This window comes from Methylomonas sp. ZR1, from assembly GCF_013141865.1.
Classification (GTDB): domain Bacteria; phylum Pseudomonadota; class Gammaproteobacteria; order Methylococcales; family Methylomonadaceae; genus Methylomonas.
Genome location: NZ_RCST01000001.1, coordinates 3,069,671 through 3,091,386 on the forward strand (window position 1 = coordinate 3,069,671; position 21,716 = coordinate 3,091,386).

At 51.6% G+C, this 21,716-nt stretch carries 22 protein-coding genes and 1 tRNA gene; 11 read left to right on the plus strand and 12 right to left on the minus strand.

The window, feature by feature from the left end; translation table 11 throughout:
- Positions 1-158: 158 nt before the first annotated feature.
- From clpX to DDY07_RS13840, 4 genes are all read right to left on the minus strand, one after another.
- On the minus strand, positions 159-1,436 hold the full coding sequence (clpX, locus tag DDY07_RS13825; RefSeq protein ID WP_020482927.1) for an ATP-dependent Clp protease ATP-binding subunit ClpX: 1,278 nt from the start codon (positions 1,434-1,436) through the stop codon (positions 159-161).
- 103 nt (positions 1,437-1,539) lie between these two features.
- A complete protein-coding gene (gene clpP, locus DDY07_RS13830) occupies positions 1,540-2,145 on the minus strand; it encodes an ATP-dependent Clp endopeptidase proteolytic subunit ClpP (protein ID WP_171697797.1) in 606 nt (201 codons plus the stop codon).
- A gap of 46 nt (positions 2,146-2,191) precedes the next feature.
- Positions 2,192-3,487: a trigger factor gene (tig, locus tag DDY07_RS13835; protein WP_171696287.1), complete on the minus strand. Its 1,296-nt coding sequence runs from the start codon at positions 3,485-3,487 to the stop codon at positions 2,192-2,194.
- Positions 3,488-3,595: 108 nt separating this feature from the next.
- A tRNA-Leu gene (locus tag DDY07_RS13840) sits at positions 3,596-3,679 on the minus strand.
- 69 nt (positions 3,680-3,748) lie between these two features.
- On the opposite strand from DDY07_RS13840, the gene DDY07_RS13845 reads away from it, so the two are divergent.
- Positions 3,749-4,207, plus strand: a complete 459-nt coding sequence (locus DDY07_RS13845) for a DUF192 domain-containing protein (RefSeq protein ID WP_171696288.1) — start codon at positions 3,749-3,751, stop codon at positions 4,205-4,207.
- Positions 4,208-4,209: 2 nt separating this feature from the next.
- Here DDY07_RS13845 and topA read toward each other — a convergent pair whose 3' ends face one another.
- The 4 genes from topA to DDY07_RS13865 all read right to left on the minus strand — a co-directional run bounded on the left by topA (position 4,210) and on the right by DDY07_RS13865 (position 9,223).
- Positions 4,210-6,531 carry a type I DNA topoisomerase gene (gene topA / locus DDY07_RS13850; RefSeq protein WP_171696289.1) on the minus strand — a complete coding sequence of 774 codons (2,322 nt, stop codon included), beginning with the start codon at positions 6,529-6,531 and terminating at the stop codon, positions 4,210-4,212.
- An 18-nt stretch (positions 6,532-6,549) separates the two neighbouring features.
- Positions 6,550-7,017, minus strand: coding sequence for a DUF494 family protein (locus DDY07_RS13855; protein ID WP_020482932.1), 468 nt, complete (start codon positions 7,015-7,017; stop codon positions 6,550-6,552).
- Positions 7,018-7,025: 8 nt separating this feature from the next.
- Positions 7,026-8,123 (minus strand): DNA-processing protein DprA, encoded by a 1,098-nt coding sequence (gene dprA / locus DDY07_RS13860; RefSeq protein ID WP_253734485.1) that lies wholly within the window; start codon positions 8,121-8,123, stop codon positions 7,026-7,028.
- Between the two features lie 68 nt (positions 8,124-8,191).
- Positions 8,192-9,223 (minus strand): LysM peptidoglycan-binding domain-containing protein, encoded by a 1,032-nt coding sequence (locus tag DDY07_RS13865; protein ID WP_033158877.1) that lies wholly within the window; start codon positions 9,221-9,223, stop codon positions 8,192-8,194.
- A gap of 280 nt (positions 9,224-9,503) precedes the next feature.
- Here DDY07_RS13865 and def point away from each other — a divergent pair, with 280 nt between their 5' ends.
- The 8 genes from def (at position 9,504) to rpsI (ending at position 17,182) form a co-directional block, all read left to right on the plus strand.
- On the plus strand, positions 9,504-10,007 hold the full coding sequence (def, locus tag DDY07_RS13870) for a peptide deformylase (protein ID WP_171696290.1): 504 nt from the start codon (positions 9,504-9,506) through the stop codon (positions 10,005-10,007).
- Between the two features lie 12 nt (positions 10,008-10,019).
- Positions 10,020-10,946 (plus strand): methionyl-tRNA formyltransferase, encoded by a 927-nt coding sequence (fmt, locus tag DDY07_RS13875; protein ID WP_171696291.1) that lies wholly within the window; start codon positions 10,020-10,022, stop codon positions 10,944-10,946.
- Positions 10,943-12,238 (plus strand): 16S rRNA (cytosine(967)-C(5))-methyltransferase RsmB, encoded by a 1,296-nt coding sequence (rsmB, locus tag DDY07_RS13880; RefSeq protein WP_171696292.1) that lies wholly within the window; start codon positions 10,943-10,945, stop codon positions 12,236-12,238. Before fmt ends, rsmB begins: the two co-directional genes overlap by 4 nt.
- Positions 12,213-12,779 carry a DUF4390 domain-containing protein gene (locus DDY07_RS13885; RefSeq protein WP_253734486.1) on the plus strand — a complete coding sequence of 189 codons (567 nt, stop codon included), beginning with the start codon at positions 12,213-12,215 and terminating at the stop codon, positions 12,777-12,779. The genes rsmB and DDY07_RS13885 overlap by 26 nt, the downstream gene beginning before the upstream one ends.
- Entirely contained in the window at positions 12,761-14,917 is a 2,157-nt protein-coding gene (locus tag DDY07_RS13890) for an ATP-binding protein (RefSeq protein WP_171696293.1), read from the plus strand. The genes DDY07_RS13885 and DDY07_RS13890 overlap by 19 nt, the downstream gene beginning before the upstream one ends.
- Complete coding sequence (locus tag DDY07_RS13895) at positions 14,914-16,275, plus strand: sigma-54 dependent transcriptional regulator (protein ID WP_033158871.1); 1,362 nt, start codon at positions 14,914-14,916, stop codon at positions 16,273-16,275. Before DDY07_RS13890 ends, DDY07_RS13895 begins: the two co-directional genes overlap by 4 nt.
- A 73-nt stretch (positions 16,276-16,348) precedes the next feature.
- Positions 16,349-16,777, plus strand: a complete 429-nt coding sequence (rplM, locus tag DDY07_RS13900; protein ID WP_020482941.1) for a 50S ribosomal protein L13 — start codon at positions 16,349-16,351, stop codon at positions 16,775-16,777.
- A 15-nt stretch (positions 16,778-16,792) separates the two neighbouring features.
- Entirely contained in the window at positions 16,793-17,182 is a 390-nt protein-coding gene (rpsI, locus tag DDY07_RS13905; protein ID WP_033158870.1) for a 30S ribosomal protein S9, read from the plus strand.
- 70 nt (positions 17,183-17,252) lie between these two features.
- On the opposite strand, the gene DDY07_RS13910 is transcribed toward rpsI, so the two are convergent.
- Complete coding sequence (locus tag DDY07_RS13910) at positions 17,253-17,765, minus strand: DUF2380 domain-containing protein (RefSeq protein WP_171696294.1); 513 nt, start codon at positions 17,763-17,765, stop codon at positions 17,253-17,255.
- Positions 17,762-17,914, minus strand: a complete 153-nt coding sequence (locus tag DDY07_RS13915; RefSeq protein WP_171696295.1) for a hypothetical protein — start codon at positions 17,912-17,914, stop codon at positions 17,762-17,764. Before DDY07_RS13915 ends, DDY07_RS13910 begins: the two co-directional genes overlap by 4 nt.
- Positions 17,915-18,107: 193 nt before the next feature.
- Here DDY07_RS13915 and DDY07_RS13920 point away from each other — a divergent pair, with 193 nt between their 5' ends.
- Together DDY07_RS13920 and DDY07_RS13925 are read left to right on the plus strand one after the other, a co-directional pair.
- On the plus strand, positions 18,108-19,460 hold the full coding sequence (locus DDY07_RS13920) for a sensor histidine kinase (protein WP_171696296.1): 1,353 nt from the start codon (positions 18,108-18,110) through the stop codon (positions 19,458-19,460).
- Positions 19,457-20,140, plus strand: coding sequence for a response regulator transcription factor (locus tag DDY07_RS13925; protein ID WP_171696297.1), 684 nt, complete (start codon positions 19,457-19,459; stop codon positions 20,138-20,140). The genes DDY07_RS13920 and DDY07_RS13925 overlap by 4 nt, the downstream gene beginning before the upstream one ends.
- Before the next feature lie 87 nt (positions 20,141-20,227).
- Here the strand turns inward: DDY07_RS13925 and DDY07_RS13930 are convergent, their stop codons facing one another.
- The gene (locus DDY07_RS13930; RefSeq protein WP_253734487.1) at positions 20,228-20,644 is read right to left on the minus strand and encodes a hypothetical protein; all 417 of its coding nucleotides are present in this window, start codon (positions 20,642-20,644) and stop codon (positions 20,228-20,230) included.
- A 270-nt stretch (positions 20,645-20,914) separates the two neighbouring features.
- Positions 20,915-21,715, minus strand: coding sequence for a 4'-phosphopantetheinyl transferase superfamily protein (locus DDY07_RS13935; RefSeq protein WP_367650879.1), 801 nt, complete (start codon positions 21,713-21,715; stop codon positions 20,915-20,917).
- Position 21,716: the final 1 nt, after the last annotated feature.

Here is a 21,716-nt window from a genome sequence, read left to right on the forward strand (position 1 = left end):
TGAGCAGCTCAAAACATTAGATGTCATCCTATATGAGGATGAACTCCCAGAAAACAAGTATCTTTAATTTCAGGCAAAAAAAAGGGGGCTTTATTGAAAAAGCCCCCTTTTTTGGTTATTTCTTCGCGAGAGCGCGAGAAACGTTCAAAGCCCCTTATCTAAGAAGCGTCCGAAGCCACCAGCTTTTGCTCTGCTTCGTAAACCAAAATTGGCTCCGAATTACCCAAAATGACGTTTTCGTCGATGACAACTTTCGATATTTTGTCGTTGGAAGGCAGTTCGTACATCGTATCCAACAACACGTTCTCAACTATTGTGCGCAAACCTCGGGCACCGGTTTTTCGCTCCATTGATTTGCGGGCAATCGCCGCCAACGAATCATCTCTAAACTCCAGCTCCGCACCTTCCATTTCAAACAAATGCTTGTACTGCTTGATCAAAGCATTTTTAGGCTGTGTCAGAATTTGAATCAACGCGGCTTCATCCAACTCGTCCAGCGTAGCGATAACCGGCAGACGACCAACAAACTCCGGAATCAATCCGTACTTAATCAAATCCTCGGAACGCACATCAGCAAAAATCTCGCCGACATTGCGTTTATCGTCCTTGGTTTTAACTTCCGCCGAAAAACCGATGCCGCCCTTCTCGGTACGATGTTTGATGACCTTATCCAAACCGGCAAAAGCCCCACCCACGATAAACAAGATATTGGCAGTGTTGACCTGCAAAAAATCCTGCTGCGGGTGCTTGCGACCGCCTTGCGGCGGCACAGAAGCCACAGTGCCTTCGATAAGCTTCAGCAAGGCCTGCTGCACACCTTCCCCAGACACGTCGCGCGTAATCGACGGATTATCGGATTTGCGAGAGATTTTATCGATTTCGTCGATATAGACGATCCCGGTCTCCGCTTTTTCCACGTCGTAATCGCACTTTTGCAGAATCTTTAAAATGATGTTCTCAACATCTTCACCGACATAACCAGCCTCGGTCAGCGTGGTGGCATCTGCTATGGTGAAAGGCACATCCAGCAATCTGGCCAAGGTTTCGGCTAACAAGGTTTTACCGGAACCCGTGGGCCCAATCAGCAAGATATTACTTTTCGCCAACTCGACTTCGTTCTTTTTGCTGTTGCTGCGCAAGCGCTTGTAATGATTGTAAACAGCCACGGCCAGAATTTTTTTGGCATTTTCCTGACCGATGACATAACCATCCAATTCTTGCTTGATTTCCTTCGGCTTAGGCAACGCACCACCGGCCACGGACATTTCATCTTCCAGCAACTCATCTCTGATGATGTCGTTGCACAATTCCACACATTCGTCGCAAACATAAACGGATGGACCTGCAATCAGTTTCCTGACTTCATTTTGACTTTTACCGCAAAAAGAACAGTAAAGAAGTTTTTCATCGTCTTTACCTTTCTTGTCTCTACTCATAGACAGACTCCACCGTGATACATTACCTCGTCATGGCGATGAAATATATCAAAAACCAACATTCAAATCACGTCGCAGTCTTGACGAAGCGACGCGACACTTATCAGGCAATACGACTAGTCAATACTTTGTCGATCAAACCGTAATCAACCGCTTGCTGAGAACTCAGAAAGTTATCTCGATCCGTATCTTGCTGAATTTTTTCCAAGGGTTGCCCGGTATGATGGGCCAGGATTTTGTTCAAACGCTCACGAATAGCCAAAATCTCACGGGCATGAATATCAAAATCCGAGGCTTGGCCTTGAAACCCCCCCAAAGGCTGATGAATCATCACCCTGGAATGAGGCAAACAATAGCGCTTACCCTGCGCACCACCCGCTAACAGCAGCGCCCCCATACTGGCGGCCTGACCGATACACATGGTGCTGACATCCGGCTTGATAAATTGCATGGTATCGTAAATCGACATCCCTGCTGTCACTGAGCCACCGGGAGAGTTGATATACAAATGTATATCCTTATCCGGATTCTCGGACTCCAGGAACAGCAATTGCGCTACCACCAGATTAGCCGAGTAATCCTCCACTTGACCAACTAGAAAAATTACCCGCTCTTTCAGCAAACGGGAATAAATATCGAACGATCTTTCCCCACGGGCTGTTTGTTCAACCACTATAGGCACTAGACCGCCCGCCGCTTGCGGCGCCATCATTTCGCTCATCACATTTTGGTTAAACACGTTTAGCCCTCATTCGTTACTGTTTTTCCATGACATCATCAAAACCAACTGTTACGTCGGTGATTTTAGCCTGACTGACAATCCATGCAACAGCTTGGTCCTCTAAGACCATCTGCTGCACATCATTTAGCCTGGCCTTGTCGGCATAATACCAGTTCACAACGTCTTCGGGGCGCTCATAACTCTTCGCCATATCATCAATGACCGCACGCACTTTATCGGCATCGACCTTGATGTCATTCTTTTGGATGATTTCACCCAGAATCAAACCCAAGGCCACTCGACGCTTGGCCTGAGCTTCAAATGCATCCCTAGGCAAGTTCAGGTCTTCCAATTTCAACCGCATGTTCTTCGCGCGTTCGGCGTAAGGCTTCATCAACGCCTGAATTTCTTGATCGATCAATGCGTTAGGCATCGCTATCACGATATTTTCGTATAAAGCATCCATCACCGCATTTTTCAACTTGTTTTTCAAGCCTTGGTTCAGTTCTCTTTCCATGTTGGCACGAACATCGCTGCGGAAACTGGCCGCATCGCCATCTTCTACACCATAAGCCTTGATAAATTCCGCATCGACGGCAGGCAAAACCGGCTCTTCTACTTTAACCAATCCGATCTCAAATTCGGCCACTTTGCCAGCTAATTTTTCACTGTTGTATTGCTCTGGGAAGGTCACAGAAAAGGTTTTGCTCGCACCGGCGACCAAGCCTTTCAATTCGTCTTCAAAACCTGGAATCATTTGTTTGCCGCCGATTTCCACCTGGTAATTTTCGACTTTACCATCGGTAAAATTCTCGCCGTCGGCCACGCCGGAGAAATGAATGGTTACGCGGTCAGCATCCTGCGAAGCGCGTTCGACCGTATTCCAGGTTTTCTTTTGCTGACGCAGTTTTTCGATCATGTTATCGACATCAGCCTCTTCCACAGTTGCTGAGGGGCGATCCACTTTCAATGCGCTAACGCCGTCCAGAACGATCTCCGGATAAACTTCGAACTCGGCGATATATTCAAAACCTTCGGCTTTCTCGGTAGGATGGATATGCGGATGACCGGCGGGGTTTAAATCCTGTTGTTGCAACGCTTCAAAATAAGTCGATTGAATCAAGTCACCGGTTACTTCGTTTCTCACTCTATCGGCGTACAACTTTTTTACCATACTCGCGGGCACCTTACCCGGACGGAATCCGTCCACTTTGACTTCGCGCGCGAGTTTTTTAAAGCGAGTTTCCATTTTCTCCTGAACCACGGCATCAGGAATGCTAACAGTCATTTTTCGGCTTAACTCTGATGTCTTCTCGACAGAAACTTGCATTGCATTACCTCAAAAAATTAAAAATACGGTTTTATATTTTGGGAGACCGGCCGGCGATGTTTAGATCTGGGGAACTTAAGGTCGTATCGTTACGAATAACGCAGGATATGGTGCGAGCGGGGAGACTCGAACTCCCACGGGGTTACCACTGGAACCTAAATCCAGCGCGTCTACCAATTTCGCCACGCTCGCTAAATAATTGAACGCGGCATTATAATCAGCCGCATCTTTAAAGACAACCTTATATTACTGACATCGCGCATGCACTCTTATCTTTCCAGCACCATTTTCGGCATCGCTTTTATTATGACACTCAGCAGCGCGCAGGCTTCAGCAAACGGGTTTACCGAGTTCAACCACCCCATCAGATTTGTAGATCAACAACGTATCGTCTACGCGGCTATCGCCGCTAACGAAAGCGAACGCGAGCAAGGACTGATGTTTCGGCAGACACTTGCCGAGGACCAGGGCATGCTGTTTGTCTATCCGGATCAGACCCATCGCGCGGTATGGATGAAAAATACCCTACTGGCTTTGGATGTGGTGTTTTTAGCGGGTGGCGGCCAAATTGTAGGGCTGTTAAAAGATTTACAGCCCTGTGCCAAAGACCCGTGCCGAATTTATGATTCCAAAGTCCCGGCCAGATACATACTGGAACTACCAGCCGGCTTTATCGACAAACACGCAATTCAGGTCGGGCAAACAGTAGCACTACCCTAGGCTCAAGCCGGTCCGTTTGCGTCGTCCGGATCACCCTCGTACGGTGTTGCGTATTTGCACTCTTTTTGCGGACAGACTTTTTCGGTGCCACGGCGCTTGGTGGTTTTCAAGGTCAAAATCGGCCAATTACAATCCGGGCAACTTTCCTTGATCGGCGCGTCCCACAAGGCATAATCGCATTTTGGATATTCCGAGCAAGAATAAAAAATCTTCCCGCTGCGCGCCTTGCGTTTTAGGATCGCCCCATTCTTGCACTGCGGACATTCAACCCCGGTATCTGAAGGCTTTTCCAAGGGCTCGATGTGTTTGCATTTAGGATACCCACTACAACCGACAAACTTGCCATACTTGCCAGTCTTTATAACCAGCGTCGACTCGCATTTCGGACACACCCACCCTTCCACCACTTCCGGCTCCGCAGACGTAGCGCCGGCATTGTCATCCCCCAAATTTCGTGTATACGAACACGTCGGATAATTGGTACATCCAATAAAACGGCCATTCCGCCCCAAACGAATCGACAGCGGACTGCTGCACTCCGGACATTTTTCGTCGATACTTTCCTGAGTCACATCCTTGCGCTGTACACTTTCTTCTTTCTCGTTGATCAACTGAGTAAACGGCCGCCAGAAGTCGTTCATCAATGGAATCCAATCCTTCTCGCCGCGCGACACGGCATCCAGATCGTCTTCGAGATTAGCGGTAAAACTGTAATCGACGTATTTTGTGAAATGCTCGGTCAAGAACTTGTTAACAATGCGTCCCACATCCGTTGGATAAAACCGCTTGTTGTCGATCGTCACATATTCTCGGTTTTGCAAGGTCGAGATTATCGTCGCATAAGTGGACGGCCGGCCGATGCCATGTTCTTCCAACGCTTTTACCAGGCTCGCCTCGCTGTAACGCGGAGGTGGCTCGGTAAAGTGCTGGGTAGCTGCAATTTCATTCAATACAACAGGCCGCCCTTCTTCCATCGGCGGCAACAGGCTATCCTGATCGTCGGCTGCCTCCTTGCTGTCGTCCACGCCTTCCAGATACACCTTCATGAAGCCGGGATTGGTTACCGTAGAGCCGGTGGCACGAAATACATTTTTATCGCTGCCGCAATTCAGATCGACCGCCACTTGATTCAAGGTGGCATGAATCATCTGGCAGGCGACGGTACGCTTCCAGATCAGATCGTAGAGCTTGAATTGCTCGGCGCTGAGCCGGTCTTTCACCTGTTCGGGCAAACGCCGCACGGACGTCGGCCGAATCGCCTCGTGAGCTTCCTGAGCGTTTTTAGATTTGGTTTTGAAACGGCGCGGCTCTTTCGGCACATCATCGGCGCCATATTTTTCCGCGATCAGCGCCCGAATATCGGCAAGTGCCTCTTCGGCCAAATTGACCGAGTCGGTACGCATATAGGAAATCAAACCGACGGTTTCACCGCCCAAATCAATACCTTCGTAAAGCTGTTGCGCCACCATCATGGTCCGCTTGGTGGTAAAACCCAGCTTGCGAGCTGCTTCCTGTTGCAAGGTCGAAGTGATAAACGGCGGCGCCGGATTTTTACTGCGCTGCTTTTTTTCCAGCTTGGCGACGATCAGCTGACCATCGGCGGCTTCCAATAAGTTTTGCCTGACTTCAGTGGCTTGCGCTTCGTTGGTAAAACTGAATTGATTCAGTTTTTCGCCGTTGAAATGCGTTAATTTGGCTTTAAACGGCAAGCCTTGCGCGCTGGCTTCGGCGGTATGCGACCAGTATTCACGAGTCTTGAACGCCTCGATTTCCATTTCGCGTTCGACGATCATCCGCAACGCAGGGCTTTGCACCCGGCCGGCCGACAAACCCCGTCGGATTTTCTTCCACAGCAACGGCGATAAATTAAAACCGACCAAATAGTCTAAAGCACGCCGCGCCTGTTGCGCATTGACCAGATTATTGGACAACTCGGTGGGGTGGGCGATAGCCTCGGTGACGGCCTTTTTGGTGATTTCGTGAAACACCACCCGCCGCACTTCCTTGTCCTTTAGCAGTTTTTTTTCCTTGAGATGCTCGAACACATGCCAAGAAATCGCCTCGCCTTCGCGATCAGGGTCAGTCGCAAGATACAGTGTATCGGCATTTTTTATAGCTTTGCCTATCTCTTGCAGATGGCGTTGGTTGCGATCAATCACCTGGTATTTCATCGCAAAACCGTTTTCCGGATCGACCGCGCCCTCTTTGGGAATCAAATCGCGGACATGGCCGTAAGAGGCCAGCACCTGGAAGTCCTTTCCCAGATACTTTTCTATGGTTTTACATTTTGCCGGCGACTCTACAATGACTAAACTTTTGCTCATGCTGTCCGTAGAAAAAAATCAATGTAAAGAAGTAGGTATCAAATCGTAAACGATGTCTTCCATTCGGGAGAAAGCGGCGCTATCGCCGGGTTGACTTAATAACACCATCAATACAATCCATTTCAATTTATCCAGCGTAATATTTTCGTCTTTCAAGGCCATCGCCCGATCAATCGCTATTTCGCGGTTTATCGGTGTCAAGATGCCGCTGTGCTCAAGATACATCAAGAAATTTCGGCATTCCATGTCGAACACGGAGATTTCCTGACCGCTAAAAATCCGGAACGAAGAGGAAACCGCCGGTGTGATGCTCTCAATTTCAGCTAAAGATTCCAGCCAATCGAACGCCTTGTTGACATCAGGCTGCTGAAAACCCGCATCCAGCAACTCGCTGGCAATCACGGCAGTATCCGGATAGTTATCGCTGTCGCCATCCAGATAATTCTCAAACAGATAAATGAGCACATCGAAAATATCTTCTTTCATTAGAACCTTTATTTGACTCGGAGGTAGCCACCACCGGCAAGTGCGGCAATGTAGCCTTGTAACTCCAGCACCAACAGCGTCGAGGAAACTTCTTCCGCCGACCAAGCGCTTTCTTGGACCAGAGCATCGACCGTTGTGGGACTGTACGGAATCAATTTCAATAGATTTTGCTGCTCCAGGTCAAGCGAAGTCTGCGCTAATTCCGACTCGGATCGCATATACCTTTGATTATAATGACCTAATTCCTCAAAAATATCTTGCGCGGTTTCGACTAATTTGGCGCCTTGGCGAATTAATGCATTGCAACCGCGCGCCAAAGGGTTGTGAATGGAACCGGGAATCGCAAAAACCTCACGATTCTGCTCAAGCGCCAAGCGCGCAGTGATCAACGAACCGCTTTGCTGGGCGGCCTCGACCACCAATAATCCGACGCACAAACCGCTGATGATGCGGTTTCGCCTGGGAAAGTGATTGGCTTTGGCACCAGTACCGGGTGGAAACTCGGAGACCAGCGCACCATGCTCAACTATTTGGGTAGCCAATTGCTTATGGCAAGCCGGATAAACTCGATCCAAACCGGTGCCGGCCACGGCTATGGTTTGCCCGTTTACGTTTAAAGCACCTTGGTGACTCGCGGCATCGATGCCCAAGGCCAAGCCACTGGTTACGACAAACCCGGCTGCAGCCAATGTCTCTGCAAATTGAATTGCCGTGCTGACGCCGACGGGAGAAGGGTTACGGCTACCGACTATTGCTAATTGCGGCTCAAGCAACAATGCAGGATTGCCTTTGACAAATAAAACCGGGGGAGGATTTGCAATTTCTCTCAGTTGCGCCGGATAGTCGGCATCGCCCAAGGTCAACGCATAATTTCCGGCTTGCTCCAGCCAGCCAATATCGTCTTCGACCTTTTGCCAATCCGGTTTTTGCAGCGCATTGATGAGCTTTTCGCTGAAACCCAAGCCAGTTAAAGTGGTTCGCGACGCCGAGAATATCTGTTCTGGCTCAAAATGTGCCAGCAAGCGCTGAATGGCCTGACTGCCGACGCCGGGACTACGCAGCATCGCCAGCCAGTACTTGATTTGCGGATTGAGCGCGGCTTCCAAAACAGGTTAAAGAACAAACCGGAGCGGCTTAAACCAACCCGATTGAATATCGTTAGCTCGGTCATCCATTAGGGCGTTTGCACTCTATCCAGCGTGTGCATCGCAGCGGTTGCCTGCATCACTAATGCATAGCTGACCCGTTCGAACGGGCGAAACACCATCAACACGCCAGCCAGTTCATCCGGCATTTTCACCGCCACAGCTTCCTGGGATTGATACCTATCCACGACGACATGCCCTTTGCGATACACATCCAAGGTATGCCCCACTTCCAAACCGTCGGCAGTACCTTTATCGATAACCACCACATCGCGCTGACCGATCTGCGACACACCACCCTTTACCTGAATGATGCTGCCCACCACCTGATGTTTAGGCGGTCTTGGAAAATAATTTAAGGCTAACTCACCCTCAGAAGTAGGCATCAAGCGGTCGCCGCGTTGAATTTCCATATCGGATTTATTAATCAGCAATGTGGCCGGATCACCCGGTTCCTGTAGCGTGGTATCAGCGATATATTGTGCTTCGTAGCCCAAAATTTCCTTGGTAACCGGACTGACATAGGCCTTGCCTGCCCGATAAATGGTATACCCCAAGCCTGGCGGGTTTTCGATGGCCCGAACGTAAACACCGTCTCCTGCCCCGGCGATCAAATGTTCACCGACAAAGCCGATGACATAAGGCGCCTGCTGCAACTCCTCCGCGGTGACGACTTTCGGCGAATTCAAGAATTGCACGATGGCATCGCTGGGAATCATTTTAATGGCTTGATCAATATCGGACTCGCGCACTCGCGGCAACAGTTTTTCGTCATTACCATCCGGTGAGAAGCTCAAGCGCGGCACACCGTTCACGTAGGAAAAATACAAGGTGTCGCCCGGGTAGATCCAATGCGGATCCTTGATTTGCGGATTGTTGTGCCATAGCTGTGGCCATTCCCAGGGGTGCTGTAAAAACTTCCCGGAAATGTCCCACAAGGTATCACCTTTAACAACCGTGTACTGATCGGGATGATTGGGGTTTATTTTCAGCTCGTCGGCCCAAGCCACTGCGGCAAAAACCAGTGGTATCAATATTCCCAGTATCGCGCGAAAAAACATAATTTATCCTGCCAGAGCTTATAAAACCGTTCAAAATCCGCCGGACGAAGCGTCCAAAGGCAAAATCGGCAAGCGCCGCTGCTTTGCATGCCGCCCAGTCCAATTTGAAACAAATGCGTAAAAAATCAACCATCGATTTGCCGCACAGTTTAGATTAATTCGGGCATTATGCCAGCACGAGCCGTTCCAGACTAAACCCGGCCCTATTTAGTCTTCACATTCAAACCCAAGGCAATTTCGGATAAAATCCCACTATTACAGTTCGCAAGTGGAGTGATGGGTGAGTATTCTTAAAATTCTGGAGTTTCCCGATAAACGGTTGCGCAACGTCGCGGCCGAGGTGGACACAGTCGATGACAGCATCAAAACCTTGGTCGATAACATGATCGAAACCATGTATGCCGCCAAGGGCGTGGGCTTAGCGGCTACCCAGGTAAACGTACATAAGCGCGTGATCGTGATGGATGTCAGCGAGAACAAGGACGAACCGATCTGCCTGATCAATCCGCAAATCATTGAGCGCGACGGCGTCGAAGAGTCCGAGGAAGGCTGCCTTTCGGTACCGGGCTTTTTCGAAAAAGTCAGCCGCGCCGAACATATCAAAGTCAAGGCGTTAAACCGCGACGGCGAAGGCTTTGAACTGGAAGCGCGCGACTTGTTGGCGGTTTGCATTCAACATGAAATGGACCATCTGGAAGGCAAGTTATTCGTTGATTATCTCTCAGCTTTCAAGCGCAATCGTATCAAAGCCAAGCTGGATAAAATTCACAAGTCGCAAGGCTAATCAGGACATTTCATGAAAATCGTGTTCGCCGGTACGCCGGATTTTGCGGTTCCTACCCTACAAGCCTTGCTGGATTCGCCGCATCAAGTCTGCGCGGTTTATACTCAGCCCGACCGGCCGGCCGGCCGTGGCCGCAAGCTGACCGCCAGCCCGGTCAAAGCCCTGGCCGTAGCCGCCAACATTCCGGTGTATCAGCCGGAAAACTTCAAAAGCCCCGAATCTATCGCCCAATTAGCGGCACTGGATGCCGATTTAATCGTCGTCGTCGCTTACGGCTTGATTCTGCCGCAAGCGGTTTTGGACATACCTAAACAAGGCTGTATCAATGTGCACGGTTCGCTGCTGCCGCGCTGGCGCGGCGCGGCACCGATTCACCGGGCCGTCATGGCGGGCGATGCTAAAACCGGCATCACCATCATGAAAGTCGTAAAAAAGCTCGATGCCGGCGACATGCTCTACAAAGCCGAATGCCCGATCAGCGCCGACGCCACGTCCAGCAGCCTGCACGATCAATTGGCACAAATGGGTGCCGAAGGGCTGGTTAAAGTGGTCGACCAGATAGCCAATGGCTCGTTGCAAGCCGAACCGCAAGACGAAGCGCTGGTTACTTACGCCCACAAACTGGAAAAGCAGGAATCCAACTTGGACTGGCAAAGCTCCGCTATAGAACTGAATCGCAAAGTGCGAGGTCTGAATGCCTGGCCGGTAGCGCAGACCCTGTATCAAGGCCAAGTATTGCGGGTCTGGCGCAGCCAGGTGCTTGATCGACCCGCAGAACAAGCACCCGGCACCATCAGTTGCGCGGAACATGCACTGGATGTCGCCACCGGCGACGGTGTGCTGCGCCTGCTGGAAGTGCAACTCCCCGGTGGCAAACGCATATCCGGCAAAGACTTTATGAATGCCCACCCCTCTGACCGCGTTATGCTTGGCCTATGAATCTGCGCGGCTGCTCGGCACAGATACTCGCGCGCGTCCTTAGCGACGGCCAATCACTGACCGCCGCCCTGGAACACGGCCTGCCCAAAATCAAGGATGTCAAAGACCGAGCTTTCGTCCAAGCCTTGTGCTACGGCGTCATCCGCCATTACTACGCACTAGATTTTATGCTGGGCCGCTTGCTCAGCAAGCCGCTCAAACAAAAAGACGGCGACATTAAAGCCTTGCTGCTAATCGGCCTGTATCAACTGCAACACATGCGGGTTAAATCGCACGCCGCCGTATCGGAAACGGTCGCCGCCACCAGCCATAAACCTTGGGCCAAGTCTTTGGTTAACGCGATACTCAGACAATATTTACGCGATGCCGAAGCCTTGCAGCAAGCCTGCACAGGAGACAGCCAGGCTCACTACAATCATCCGAGCTGGATAGTGGATTTGCTCAAGCACGACTGGCCGGAACATTACGAGAAAATCCTCCACGCCAACGACCAGGCACCGCCGATGGCTTTGCGTGTCAACCTGTTGCAAGGCAACCGAGCCGCTTATCTGGACGAACTTGCCGCGCAAGGCATCGCCGCCCAAAGGGTAGACTGCTGCGAGACGACGATAAGGCTAGACCAAGCCTTGGCCGTCGAGCAATTGCCCGCCTTTAGTCAAGGCCGAGTTTCAGTACAGGACACTGCCGCCCAACTGGCCGCAGAACTGCTTGATGCGCAACCCGGCCAACAGGTGCTGGATCTATGCGCCGCGCCGGGCGGCAAGACGGCGGCAATTCTGGAGCGCCAACCCGCTTTGGGCGGCCTGTTGGCGGTCGATGTCGATCAACAACGCCTGCAGCGCGTGACCGATAATTTACAGCGCTTAAACTTACAAGCCGAAACCTTAGCCGCCGATGCCAGTCAATCCGGATCATGGGCTGGCGACCGCCAATTCGACCGGATACTACTGGACGCGCCCTGTTCCGGCTTCGGCGTGATCCGCCGCCATCCCGACATCAAAATACTGCGCCGCGCCGACGATATTGCCGCCCTGCAAGCGCTGCAAACCAAGATTCTTGATAACGCCTGGCAATTACTAAAACCTGGCGGCATCTTGCTGTACGCCACCTGCTCGGTATTGAAGCAGGAAAACGAGGCGCAAATCGCCGCTTTCCTTGCCCGACATAGCAATGCCAGCGAAATTCATATCGAGGCGCACTGGGGCATGTCCCGTCCGCACGGCCGGCAAATCATCACCGGTGACCGGCAAATGGACGGCTTTTATTATGCCAAGCTTTACAAAGCCCCTTAGTTACGCGGCATTGATGCTCTGCCTGCACATTGCGCCAGGCATGGCTGAAGCCGGAGAATATGCCGCGCGCATCGAATATGCCGATTTGGATCGTGTCGATGACGGTTATGACGTGCAGGCTCATATCGATTACCAGCTCAGTCCGACTGCCAAAGAAGCGCTGCACAAAGGTGTGCGCTTAACCTGGGACGTCGCGATAGAACTGCGCCAACCCGGGGTGCTGTGGGATACGATAATCCATAAACACAAACTGACTTACAGCCTGCAATTCCATGCCTTGCTGAATCAATATGTGGTGCAAACCCCGTTCGACCGCAGCGAAATGTTTTTAACCTTGAGCGCGGCCATGAATTTCATGGCTGCCGTGCATGACAGCATGCCAATTCCCGCAGAACTTGTTGTGGGCGGCACGCCTTACCTGCTGGCGGTAAAAACTCAATTCAACCGCGAGCAGTTGCCAATACCGCTGCGTCCGGTCGCCTATCTGGACAACCAGTGGTTTCTTTCTAGCGCCTGGCACACATGGCCCATTCAAAAATAAAATTACCGGCCAGCGCCACGATTATCCTGCTGTTCGGCTTCGTATTGCTGTCGCTGCAATTGATGAGCAGCGCCACCCAAGAATCATCGGAACTCGGCGAAATGTATTCCTGGCTGTTGGTCATCAACACGCTAGGATCGGTGATTTTGCTGGGCTTGGTGGCGTTCAACACCTATTCGCTGGTGCGGGAGTTAAAGAAAAAGGAGGCCGGCTCTCGGCTGACCACGCGCATGGTGTCCTTGTTCGTCTTGCTGGCTTTGGCGCCGGCGGCCATCGTGTTTTATTTCTCCGTGCAATTTCTGCATCAAGGCATAGACAGCTGGTTTAACGTGGAAATAGACCGGGCGATGGACGATGCGCTGGAGTTGAGCCAGTCCTCGCTGAATCAACGCATGAACTGGCATATCAAGCAAACCAAGCAAATGGCCGATCAACTTCGCGACAAATCGGAAGCGTTGATCGCAATGGAAGTAGGCTCGCTATGGGCGGATTCCGGAGCGCTGGAAATCGCGGTATTTTCCAATCAAGGCCGGGTATTAGCTTCCAGCAGCGTCAACCCCAGCGATATTTTGCCGCACCTTCCCGACGAACAAATCTGGCTGCAGTTGCGGCAGAATAAGGAATATTTTGCTTTCGATCCCGGCGATAACGATGAAATGCTGGTGCGTATCATCGTGGCGATCGAAGCCGATCAAAGCCGATTTTTGCAAGCCTTGTTTCCGATTCCGGTGCGGGTAACCGACTTGGCCGACTCGATTGAATTTGCCTTCATCCGTTACCAGGAAATGAATTTCCTGCGTGACTCGCTGAAAACCAGCTTCTCGCTAATCCTGCTGCTGGTGTTGCTGCTCAGCCTGTTGGCTGCGATTTGGGTGGCTTTTATCAGCATCCGCAACATCGTCGCGCCGGTTAAAGAGCTGGTAAAAGGCACACAAGCGGTCGCCGACGGCGATTATCAGCAACAACTACCGGTGATGAATCAGGACGATTTGGGCTTTTTGGTGGAATCCTTCAATCAAATGACCCGGCGCATCGCCCGCTCCCGCGACGAAACCCGTGTTGCCGGTCTGGAAGTGGAAAACCAACGCGCGTATCTGGAAACCATCCTGGCCAATCTCACGGCCGGGGTGATCAGTTTTGACGCCGCCTTTTACATCCGTACCGCCAACCAGGCCGCCTACCGGATTTTACATATCCCGGTCAGTCATTTCGTCGGCGAGACTTTACCGACTTTGGCGACCCTGCACAGCGAACTGGCGGATGTACTCAATGCGATCCAAAGCCTGCTGGAAAAAGCCGACGATATTTGGGAGCAACGCATCGTGTTTCTCGGCCCCAACGGCCGTCAGGAACTGTTGTGCCGAGGTACGCCACTGTTCTCGCAGCACGGCGCCCGCACCGGTGCGGTCGTGGTGTTCGACGACGTCACCGACCTGATTCAGGCACAGAAAAACGCCGCCTGGGGCGAAGTGGCGCGGCGTCTGGCGCATGAAATCAAAAACCCGTTGACGCCGATCCAACTGTCCGCCGAGCGTTTACAGCACAAGCTCTCCAAGGAATTACAGGATGGCTCCGCCGAATTTCTGCAACGCGGCACTCGCACCATCGTCCAACAGGTGGAAGCGATGAAACGCATGGTGGACGATTTTTCCGAATACGCCCGCCCGTCCAAGAAACAAGTGGAAAAAATCAATCTGGTTGATCTGATTCAGGAAGTCGTGGCTTTATACCTGCCCTCCGGCATTGTTTTCAGCACCAAGTTTGCAAGCGACCGGGTGCTGGTCGAAGCGGATCCGGTCAGCCTGCGTCAAGTACTGCACAACCTGATCAAAAACGCCCAAGAGGCCACCACGGCGCCCTGCCGCATCGAGATCAAAATCGCCAAAGTCAGCCGCAACAACACCGACTATGTCGAGTTGGGCATCTACGACAACGGCAACGGCTTGAACGCGGAACAGCTTGAAACCATTTTCGACCCCTACGTAACCAGCAAGGCCAAAGGTACCGGCCTGGGCCTGGCTATTGTCAAAAAGATCGTGGAAGAACATGGCGGGGTGATTTGGGTGGATACGTCTTATAATGGTGGCGCGGGGTTTTTACTCCAGCTGCCGGTTTTTGAATTTGGGAACTTTAAATGAATAAGCAAGCACCGTATATTTTGGTGGTCGATGACGAGCAGGACATTCGTCAGTTGGTGTCGGAAATTCTTGAGGATGAAGGTTACGATGTCGCCATGGCGGAAAACGCCACGGAAGCTAAAGCCCTGAAAAATCAGCGCCCGCCTAATCTGATCCTGCTGGACATCTGGATGCCGGACAGCGACGGCATCACGCTGCTGCGGGAATGGGTCAGCGAAGATGACGCACTATGTCCGGTGGTTATGATGTCCGGACATGCCTCAGTGGAATCAGCCGTGGAAGCGACTCGGCTTGGCGCCTACGACTTTTTGGAAAAGCCATTATCGCTGGCTAAGTTGCTGCTGATCGTCGAACGCGCACTGGAGACCAGCTCTTTGCAGCGCGAAAACGCCGGCTTGAAACAACAGCTGATGATAGGCGTGGACCCGGTCGGCAAAAGCGCGGTGGTGGAACGTACCAAGGATAAGTTAAAGCGCCTGGCTCAGCACGACGCCAGAGTGTTATTCGTCGGCGAAGCCGGGGTCGGTAAGGAAATGTTCGCCCGCTATTTGCACAACAATAGTTCGCGGCGCGACGGCTCGTTTGTTGATGTGTCGGTCGGCAGTATCTCCCCGGAAAACTCGGCGGTGGAGTTTTTCGGCCGCGAAGACAACGGCCGAGTATATCGCGGCCTGTTGGAACAAGCTCATCGCGGCACGCTATTTCTGGGTGAAATCGGCGGCATGGACCCGGAAACTCAAACTCGCTTGCTGAGTGCACTGGAATCCAGCTCGTTCCTGCGGGTTGGCGGCAGTCAGGCGGTGCGTGTTGACGTACGAGTCGTCGCGTCCACCCGCATGTCATTGGAAGAAGAAGTCAACAGCGGCCGCTTCCGTCAGGATCTTTACTATTTGCTGAACGTCGTGACACTGGAGATTCCGCCGCTACGCGAACACAGTGAAGACGTACCCAGCCTGTTGAATTTTTATGTCGATCATTTCGTCACCCAGGAAAAGCTGCCGTTCCGGCGTTTCTCGATGGCCGCGCAAAATTATTTGCGTAATTACAGCTGGCCGGGTAATGTGCGCGAACTGCGTAATCTGGTACAGCGCCTGATGATACTCGGTGCCGGCGACGACATTGAGCTTGACGAAGTCAAAACCGCGCTGGGTTCGATCGCCGAACAACCCAAACTAGGCTTGAATGTACCGGAGTTTTTTAATTTGCCGCTGAAGGAAGCCCGCGACCATTTCGAAAAATCCTACCTGGAATATCATTTCGAAAAAACCGGCGGCAGCGTCGCCAAACTGGCATCGGCTATCGGCATGGAACGCACGCACTTATACCGAAAATTGCACTCCCTGAAAATTAAGCTTTAATTGGACTTGAAGTTAACGGCCCTATTAAGTACAATTCACGGTTTTTATAGCCTCAACAGACTAAAAAGCAAAGATGAAAACATTTAGTGCAAAGCCCGCAGAAGTTAAGCGCGATTGGTACGTGATTGATGCAGAAGGAAAGACATTAGGTCGCCTTGCTACTGAAATTGCACGACGTCTTCGCGGAAAACACAAACCCGAATTCACACCACACGTTGACACCGGCGATTACATCATCGTCATCAACGCCGAAAAAATCGGCGTGACCGGCAACAAAGAAAAAGACAAAATGTATTACCGCCATACCGGTTATGTCGGCAACATGAAGTCAGCTTCTTTGGGCAAGTTAAGACAAACTTTCCCGGACCGGATCATCACCACCGCCGTACAAGGCATGCTGCCCAAAAATCCATTGGGCCGCGCCATGTTCAAAAAATTGAAAGTTTACGCAGGTTCTGAGCATAATCATCAATCTCAGCAACCTAAAGTTTTAGAATTCTAAGCAGGTAGATAGTTTATGGCAGCTCAATACTACGGAACAGGTCGTCGCAAAAGCGCAATCGCTCGCGTCTACGCCACAGTCGGTTCAGGAAAATTCACCATCAACAAACTTCCTGTTGAACAATATTTCGGCCGCAAAACCGACGAAATGATTGCCAGACAACCTCTGGAGTTGTTGGGTAAAACCGGCGATTTCGACATCAACATCGTCGTTACCGGCGGCGGCCCTTCAGGCCAAGCTGGCGCCATTCGCCACGGCCTGACCCGTGCATTGATGGTTTTCGACGAAGCCTTGAGACCACCATTGAGAAAAGCCGGTTACGTTACTCGCGATGCTCGTGAAGTTGAACGTAAAAAAGTCGGCTTGCACAAAGCCAGAAAACGTCCTCAATACTCAAAACGTTAAACGTTTCTTATTGGGAACAAAGAAAAGCCGCTACTCAGCGGCTTTTTTTATGCCTATTGCAACCGCAAAACTAATTGACTCTGTGCCCGGCAAGCGTAGCTCTGATCTTTCCGGCCAAGGCATCGATAGCGTGCTGAGTGACTTTCTGATGACTACCCTTCAACTCGATGTCATAACGCGCTACCGCCGCTCGCTTATTAACTTCGATCAAATATACCCACAGATACGAGAACAAAAAGCTCGGTTTGCTGTGTTGACCAACCAGCACCCAATCCGCACCCCGCTGCTGCCCCAAGTCTGCTGCCAAATCGTGAAAGCGAAACAAGTAGCCAAAGCCGCTGTTGGCAGTTTTCTGACTTTCCGCATCGACAGCTACGATTTGATAAGCACCCGACCGGCTTAAGGCTACCATCAACAAAGGCGCCATACTGGAAGTGCGGCTAATTTCCGTCGACGTGTTCGGCAGCGACGTTATGTCGTTCAATTCAAAATCCAAAACCGCTATCCGCGGCGCGGCGTTGACCTCTGCGGCCGACATACCCACAACCAACGACACGCATTTAATCAAGCTGACAATATTCATAATAGCTCCGCACCCAAGCTTGACGCCTCCGAACCCAGATAACGACTCACCGGAAACCATCGCCCCAGACCCCCAATACCGGCCATCGCAGACCATACCGCTTCGCGCGGTATAGCCATAATATTTCTGACAGTCACTGTTTTAAGCATGTTGGGCCTCCCAATTGAGCCGATTTAGAGGATCTCAGCTTAAGTAAGCAACTGCCGCCCGTAAGCCGACATTCACCCGGCAAACTCGGGCAAATTGCCCGCATCTCGCTATCAAGCTATTCAGCACCCACTCAACTACCTAAAATGCCTTTTCAGCAACATCCACCGACTATCAGCGCGCCACGAATCGATCATGAATCTAAAACTGTATTTGTTAACCCGCATTGCGGGGGTAGCCTTACTGTGTTTACTCGCGACGCTGACCTATGTGCTGCATCGCAGCGCTCAACAATCGGCAGCGCAAGCACAAAACACTTTAGCCGCGCTGGGCAAACAACTGGAGTTACAGTTATTCAAAGCCAGCGCGGGCGAAAACCCGGCCAACCCCTTCCCGGATTTTGACTTATGGAAACAGACCGCTAGCGAACCGGGCATTTGCGCCAACTATCTGGCTAATGACGGCAGAACCATACGTAACTACTGCAAAGGCATCGACTTGTCCACCCATCACTATCCTGAGTATTTTTCCGAACTATATCGACGAATTTTTGGACCCAACTTTGACTGGCAGCGGCCGATAACTTACAACGGTCAGGCTTACGGCGTATTAACTGTTTCGGTTAGCGCAGAGTTGTCAATAACCCGCGCTTGGGATGACGTCCGAGATTTACTGGCGTTGTCGGCGGTAACGATCACAGCGGTTTGCTTGCTGGTTTACTTGGCCGTCAACCGGGCCTTACTTCCCGCTCAGACTATTGTGGCGGGATTAAACCGGCTCAGTACAGGCGATTTGGCGTTCCGGCTACCCGTGTTCGACTTAGTGGAATGGCGGCATACCGCCACGGCAATCAACCAACTCGCCGGCAATCAGCAACAACTCTTAGCGGAACGGCAAAAACTGGCTGTGATGTTGATGAACTTGCAGGAAGAGGAACGCCGCTGCCTGGCACGCGAACTTCACGACGAATTAGGCCAATGCTTGACTGCAATCCACGCCGTCACGACGGTCATCGCTCAAACGGCGCAGCAAAATTGTCCTGAGTTAGTCACAGAGGCCGAGCAAATATCCCGCTTTACCCAAGCCATGCAACAAAGTGTGCGGAACTTATTGACTCGCTTACGCCCAGCAGAGCTGGAAGAATTAGGCTTGGACGCCAGCCTGTGCACCCTGGTGGCAAGCTGGAACCGTCTGGGCAAGACGCACTTTAGCCTGCGCATCATCGGCGATTGCAGAACGTTGACGGAATCTCTGGCAATCAGTCTGTTTCGCATCACCCAAGAGGCCGTCAGCAATATCGCCAAACATGCCTCTGCCAGCCGAGCCGATATTACACTAACAATCAACAGCACCGAGACATCGATCACCATACAAGACAACGGCAACGCCATCACTTTGCCGTTTGTGCCAGGCGACGGCATAGGCTTGCTGGGCATGCGCGAACGTATCCTTGCCTTAAACGGCAAATTCAATTTAAGCATAGCAAAGCCGCATGGCCTGATAATCGAAGCCCGCTTGCCAACAGCGCAGTCGGAGAGCGCCCAATGACTGAGCAAACCACTATCAGTATTTTGCTGGTAGACGATCACGCAATAGTCCGGGAGGGCTACCGCTCACTGATCAGCAAACAAACAGACTTAAAGGTCATTGCCGAAGCCGCGAACGGCGTAGACGCCTATTGCCTATACAAGGAATGCCAACCCGACGTGGTCGTAACCGATTTAACCCTGCCCGGCTCAAGCGGCCTGGAATTGATAGGCCGCCTCAAACAACGCGACCACAAAGCCAGGATACTGGTTTTCAGTATGCATCAAAACCCCAGCTTTGCCCGCCAAGCCTGCCGTGCCGGCGCTTTGGGTTATGTCACCAAAAGCAGCACACCGGATTTGCTGTTGCAGGCGATACGGCACGTCTATCTTGGCAAACACATTCTCAGCACCGACATCGCCCAAGCGTTGGCGTTGGAAAAACTCGGCAATGATTCGATAGCACTGAATAGTTTAACCGCCAGAGAATTCGAAATTCTGCGCCTACTGGTCGAAGCCAACACGCAAGACGACATTGCCAATACGCTGAACATTAGCCGGAAAACCGTCGGCAACTGCCATTACCTGATCAAAAACAAGCTGGGAGTGAACAGCGACATCGAGTTGACGCGGTTAGCGATCAAACTGAATGTGGTTAGCTTGCTGGACTTGACCGATCCAGCTCAAGCAGGCCACTATTAACCCGGCGCTATTTATCACGGGTATTCCGTTCGCGCTGAGCTCGCCGAAGCCCAGACGGGCGCGCCCTTCGATAAACTCAGTTATCGATTAATTGATCGCATAGTGTTCACGCACCACCAGCGCCTCCGCCAACGCCAAATGCCCGGCTGCATCAAACAATATGCGCTGCTCGGTGAAAAATTCGGCAGCGGCGTCGATGGTGTCCATTATCACCGCGACAACAAAACGCTCCGCGTGAGTGGATGCCACCATTTTTTCCGGTACGGCGCATTCTATCCGCAAAGTCTGCGAGGTTTTATCGAACGAATGCAAACGCAAGCCCTCGAAATCAGCCCTCTCCTGGCGGCTGGGTAATAGAAATATCAAGTCCAGGATCGGCGTCCGTTTTTGTATCGGCTCCTCACGAAATCTTGCCAAATCAACGGCAATTTTCGTAATAGCTTTGGCGATGACACTCTCGTCAAGCGCGCGGTCCGGCATCATGGATGCAATGTGTATAGTCATATCAACCTCACTAAATAGTCCGTTTTTTAGTCTACTCAGCAAATCCCGTTCCAAGTTACTAATTGACAACAACAAAGCCGGCAAACCGCTTTTAGTGAGCAATCCGGCGCCCTGTGTGGCTCAACAAAGGCAATTATTCAGAGGGGCGCGTTAATAACAGGAAGAGATATTTGTTACAAAACCCACATAGCCGGCAAATGCAACCACATAGACGGGACAAACCACAAAGGGTTTTCGATCACTGCAAGCCGATTGAGGCTTCAGTAAGCCTCAATCGGCTTGCAACAACAACCGCCGTAAAACATAGCACCGGGCAGGCGTGACCAGTGCCGCGCAGTTGTTGCCGACTCGGTTCTGCAATACTCCAGAGCCGTCATCACCGCCAAATCCGGACTCTAATTCAGGAGCCAAACTCAAGCCACCGCCGGAACACGAAACGCTAAGGGCCGAATTAACAGCAGCAACACTCAATTCGTGAACCAGCCACGCACCGGCCGAACCATACTCGTCGGGAATAGTTCGCAACTGCCCACCTGCCTCCACTGCAAACTCGCATTGCTCCAAGCCCAAAGCAATTCCGCGACCGACTGCTTTGACAAAGGCCTCTTTCTTGGTCCATAACCGATAAAATGCGTCCGCCTGCCACTCCACCGGCAGTTCGCACCAATCTTGATACTCCCGCACGGAAAAGCAACGCTGCGCCAAATTTTCAAAATTGCGCCGCAGCTTAACCGTCTCCACATCAATTCCAATGTCAGCAAAATTAGCGATGGCTATTAACAATAAATCAGCGGTATGCGAGATATTGAATTGTAAAGGCTCATCAAGCAAAGCCGGCTTGCCGTAGGGGCCGGACACGAATTTTAACGTCGCCGGATCGACCGCCAAATAGCCGGCCAGCGTTTCTCTCAACATGCCGCGCGCGGCAACGTAGCGATCACGTAAGGTTGGAAGCTTGAACGCTTGCGCCTTCAACATTTCGTCGTCCGATAATCGCGACGCCAATCGCGCTAATGTGTCGGCAGATACGCTCAGCCGGCCTTGCCAAACATCCACGAAATACGCACTCACC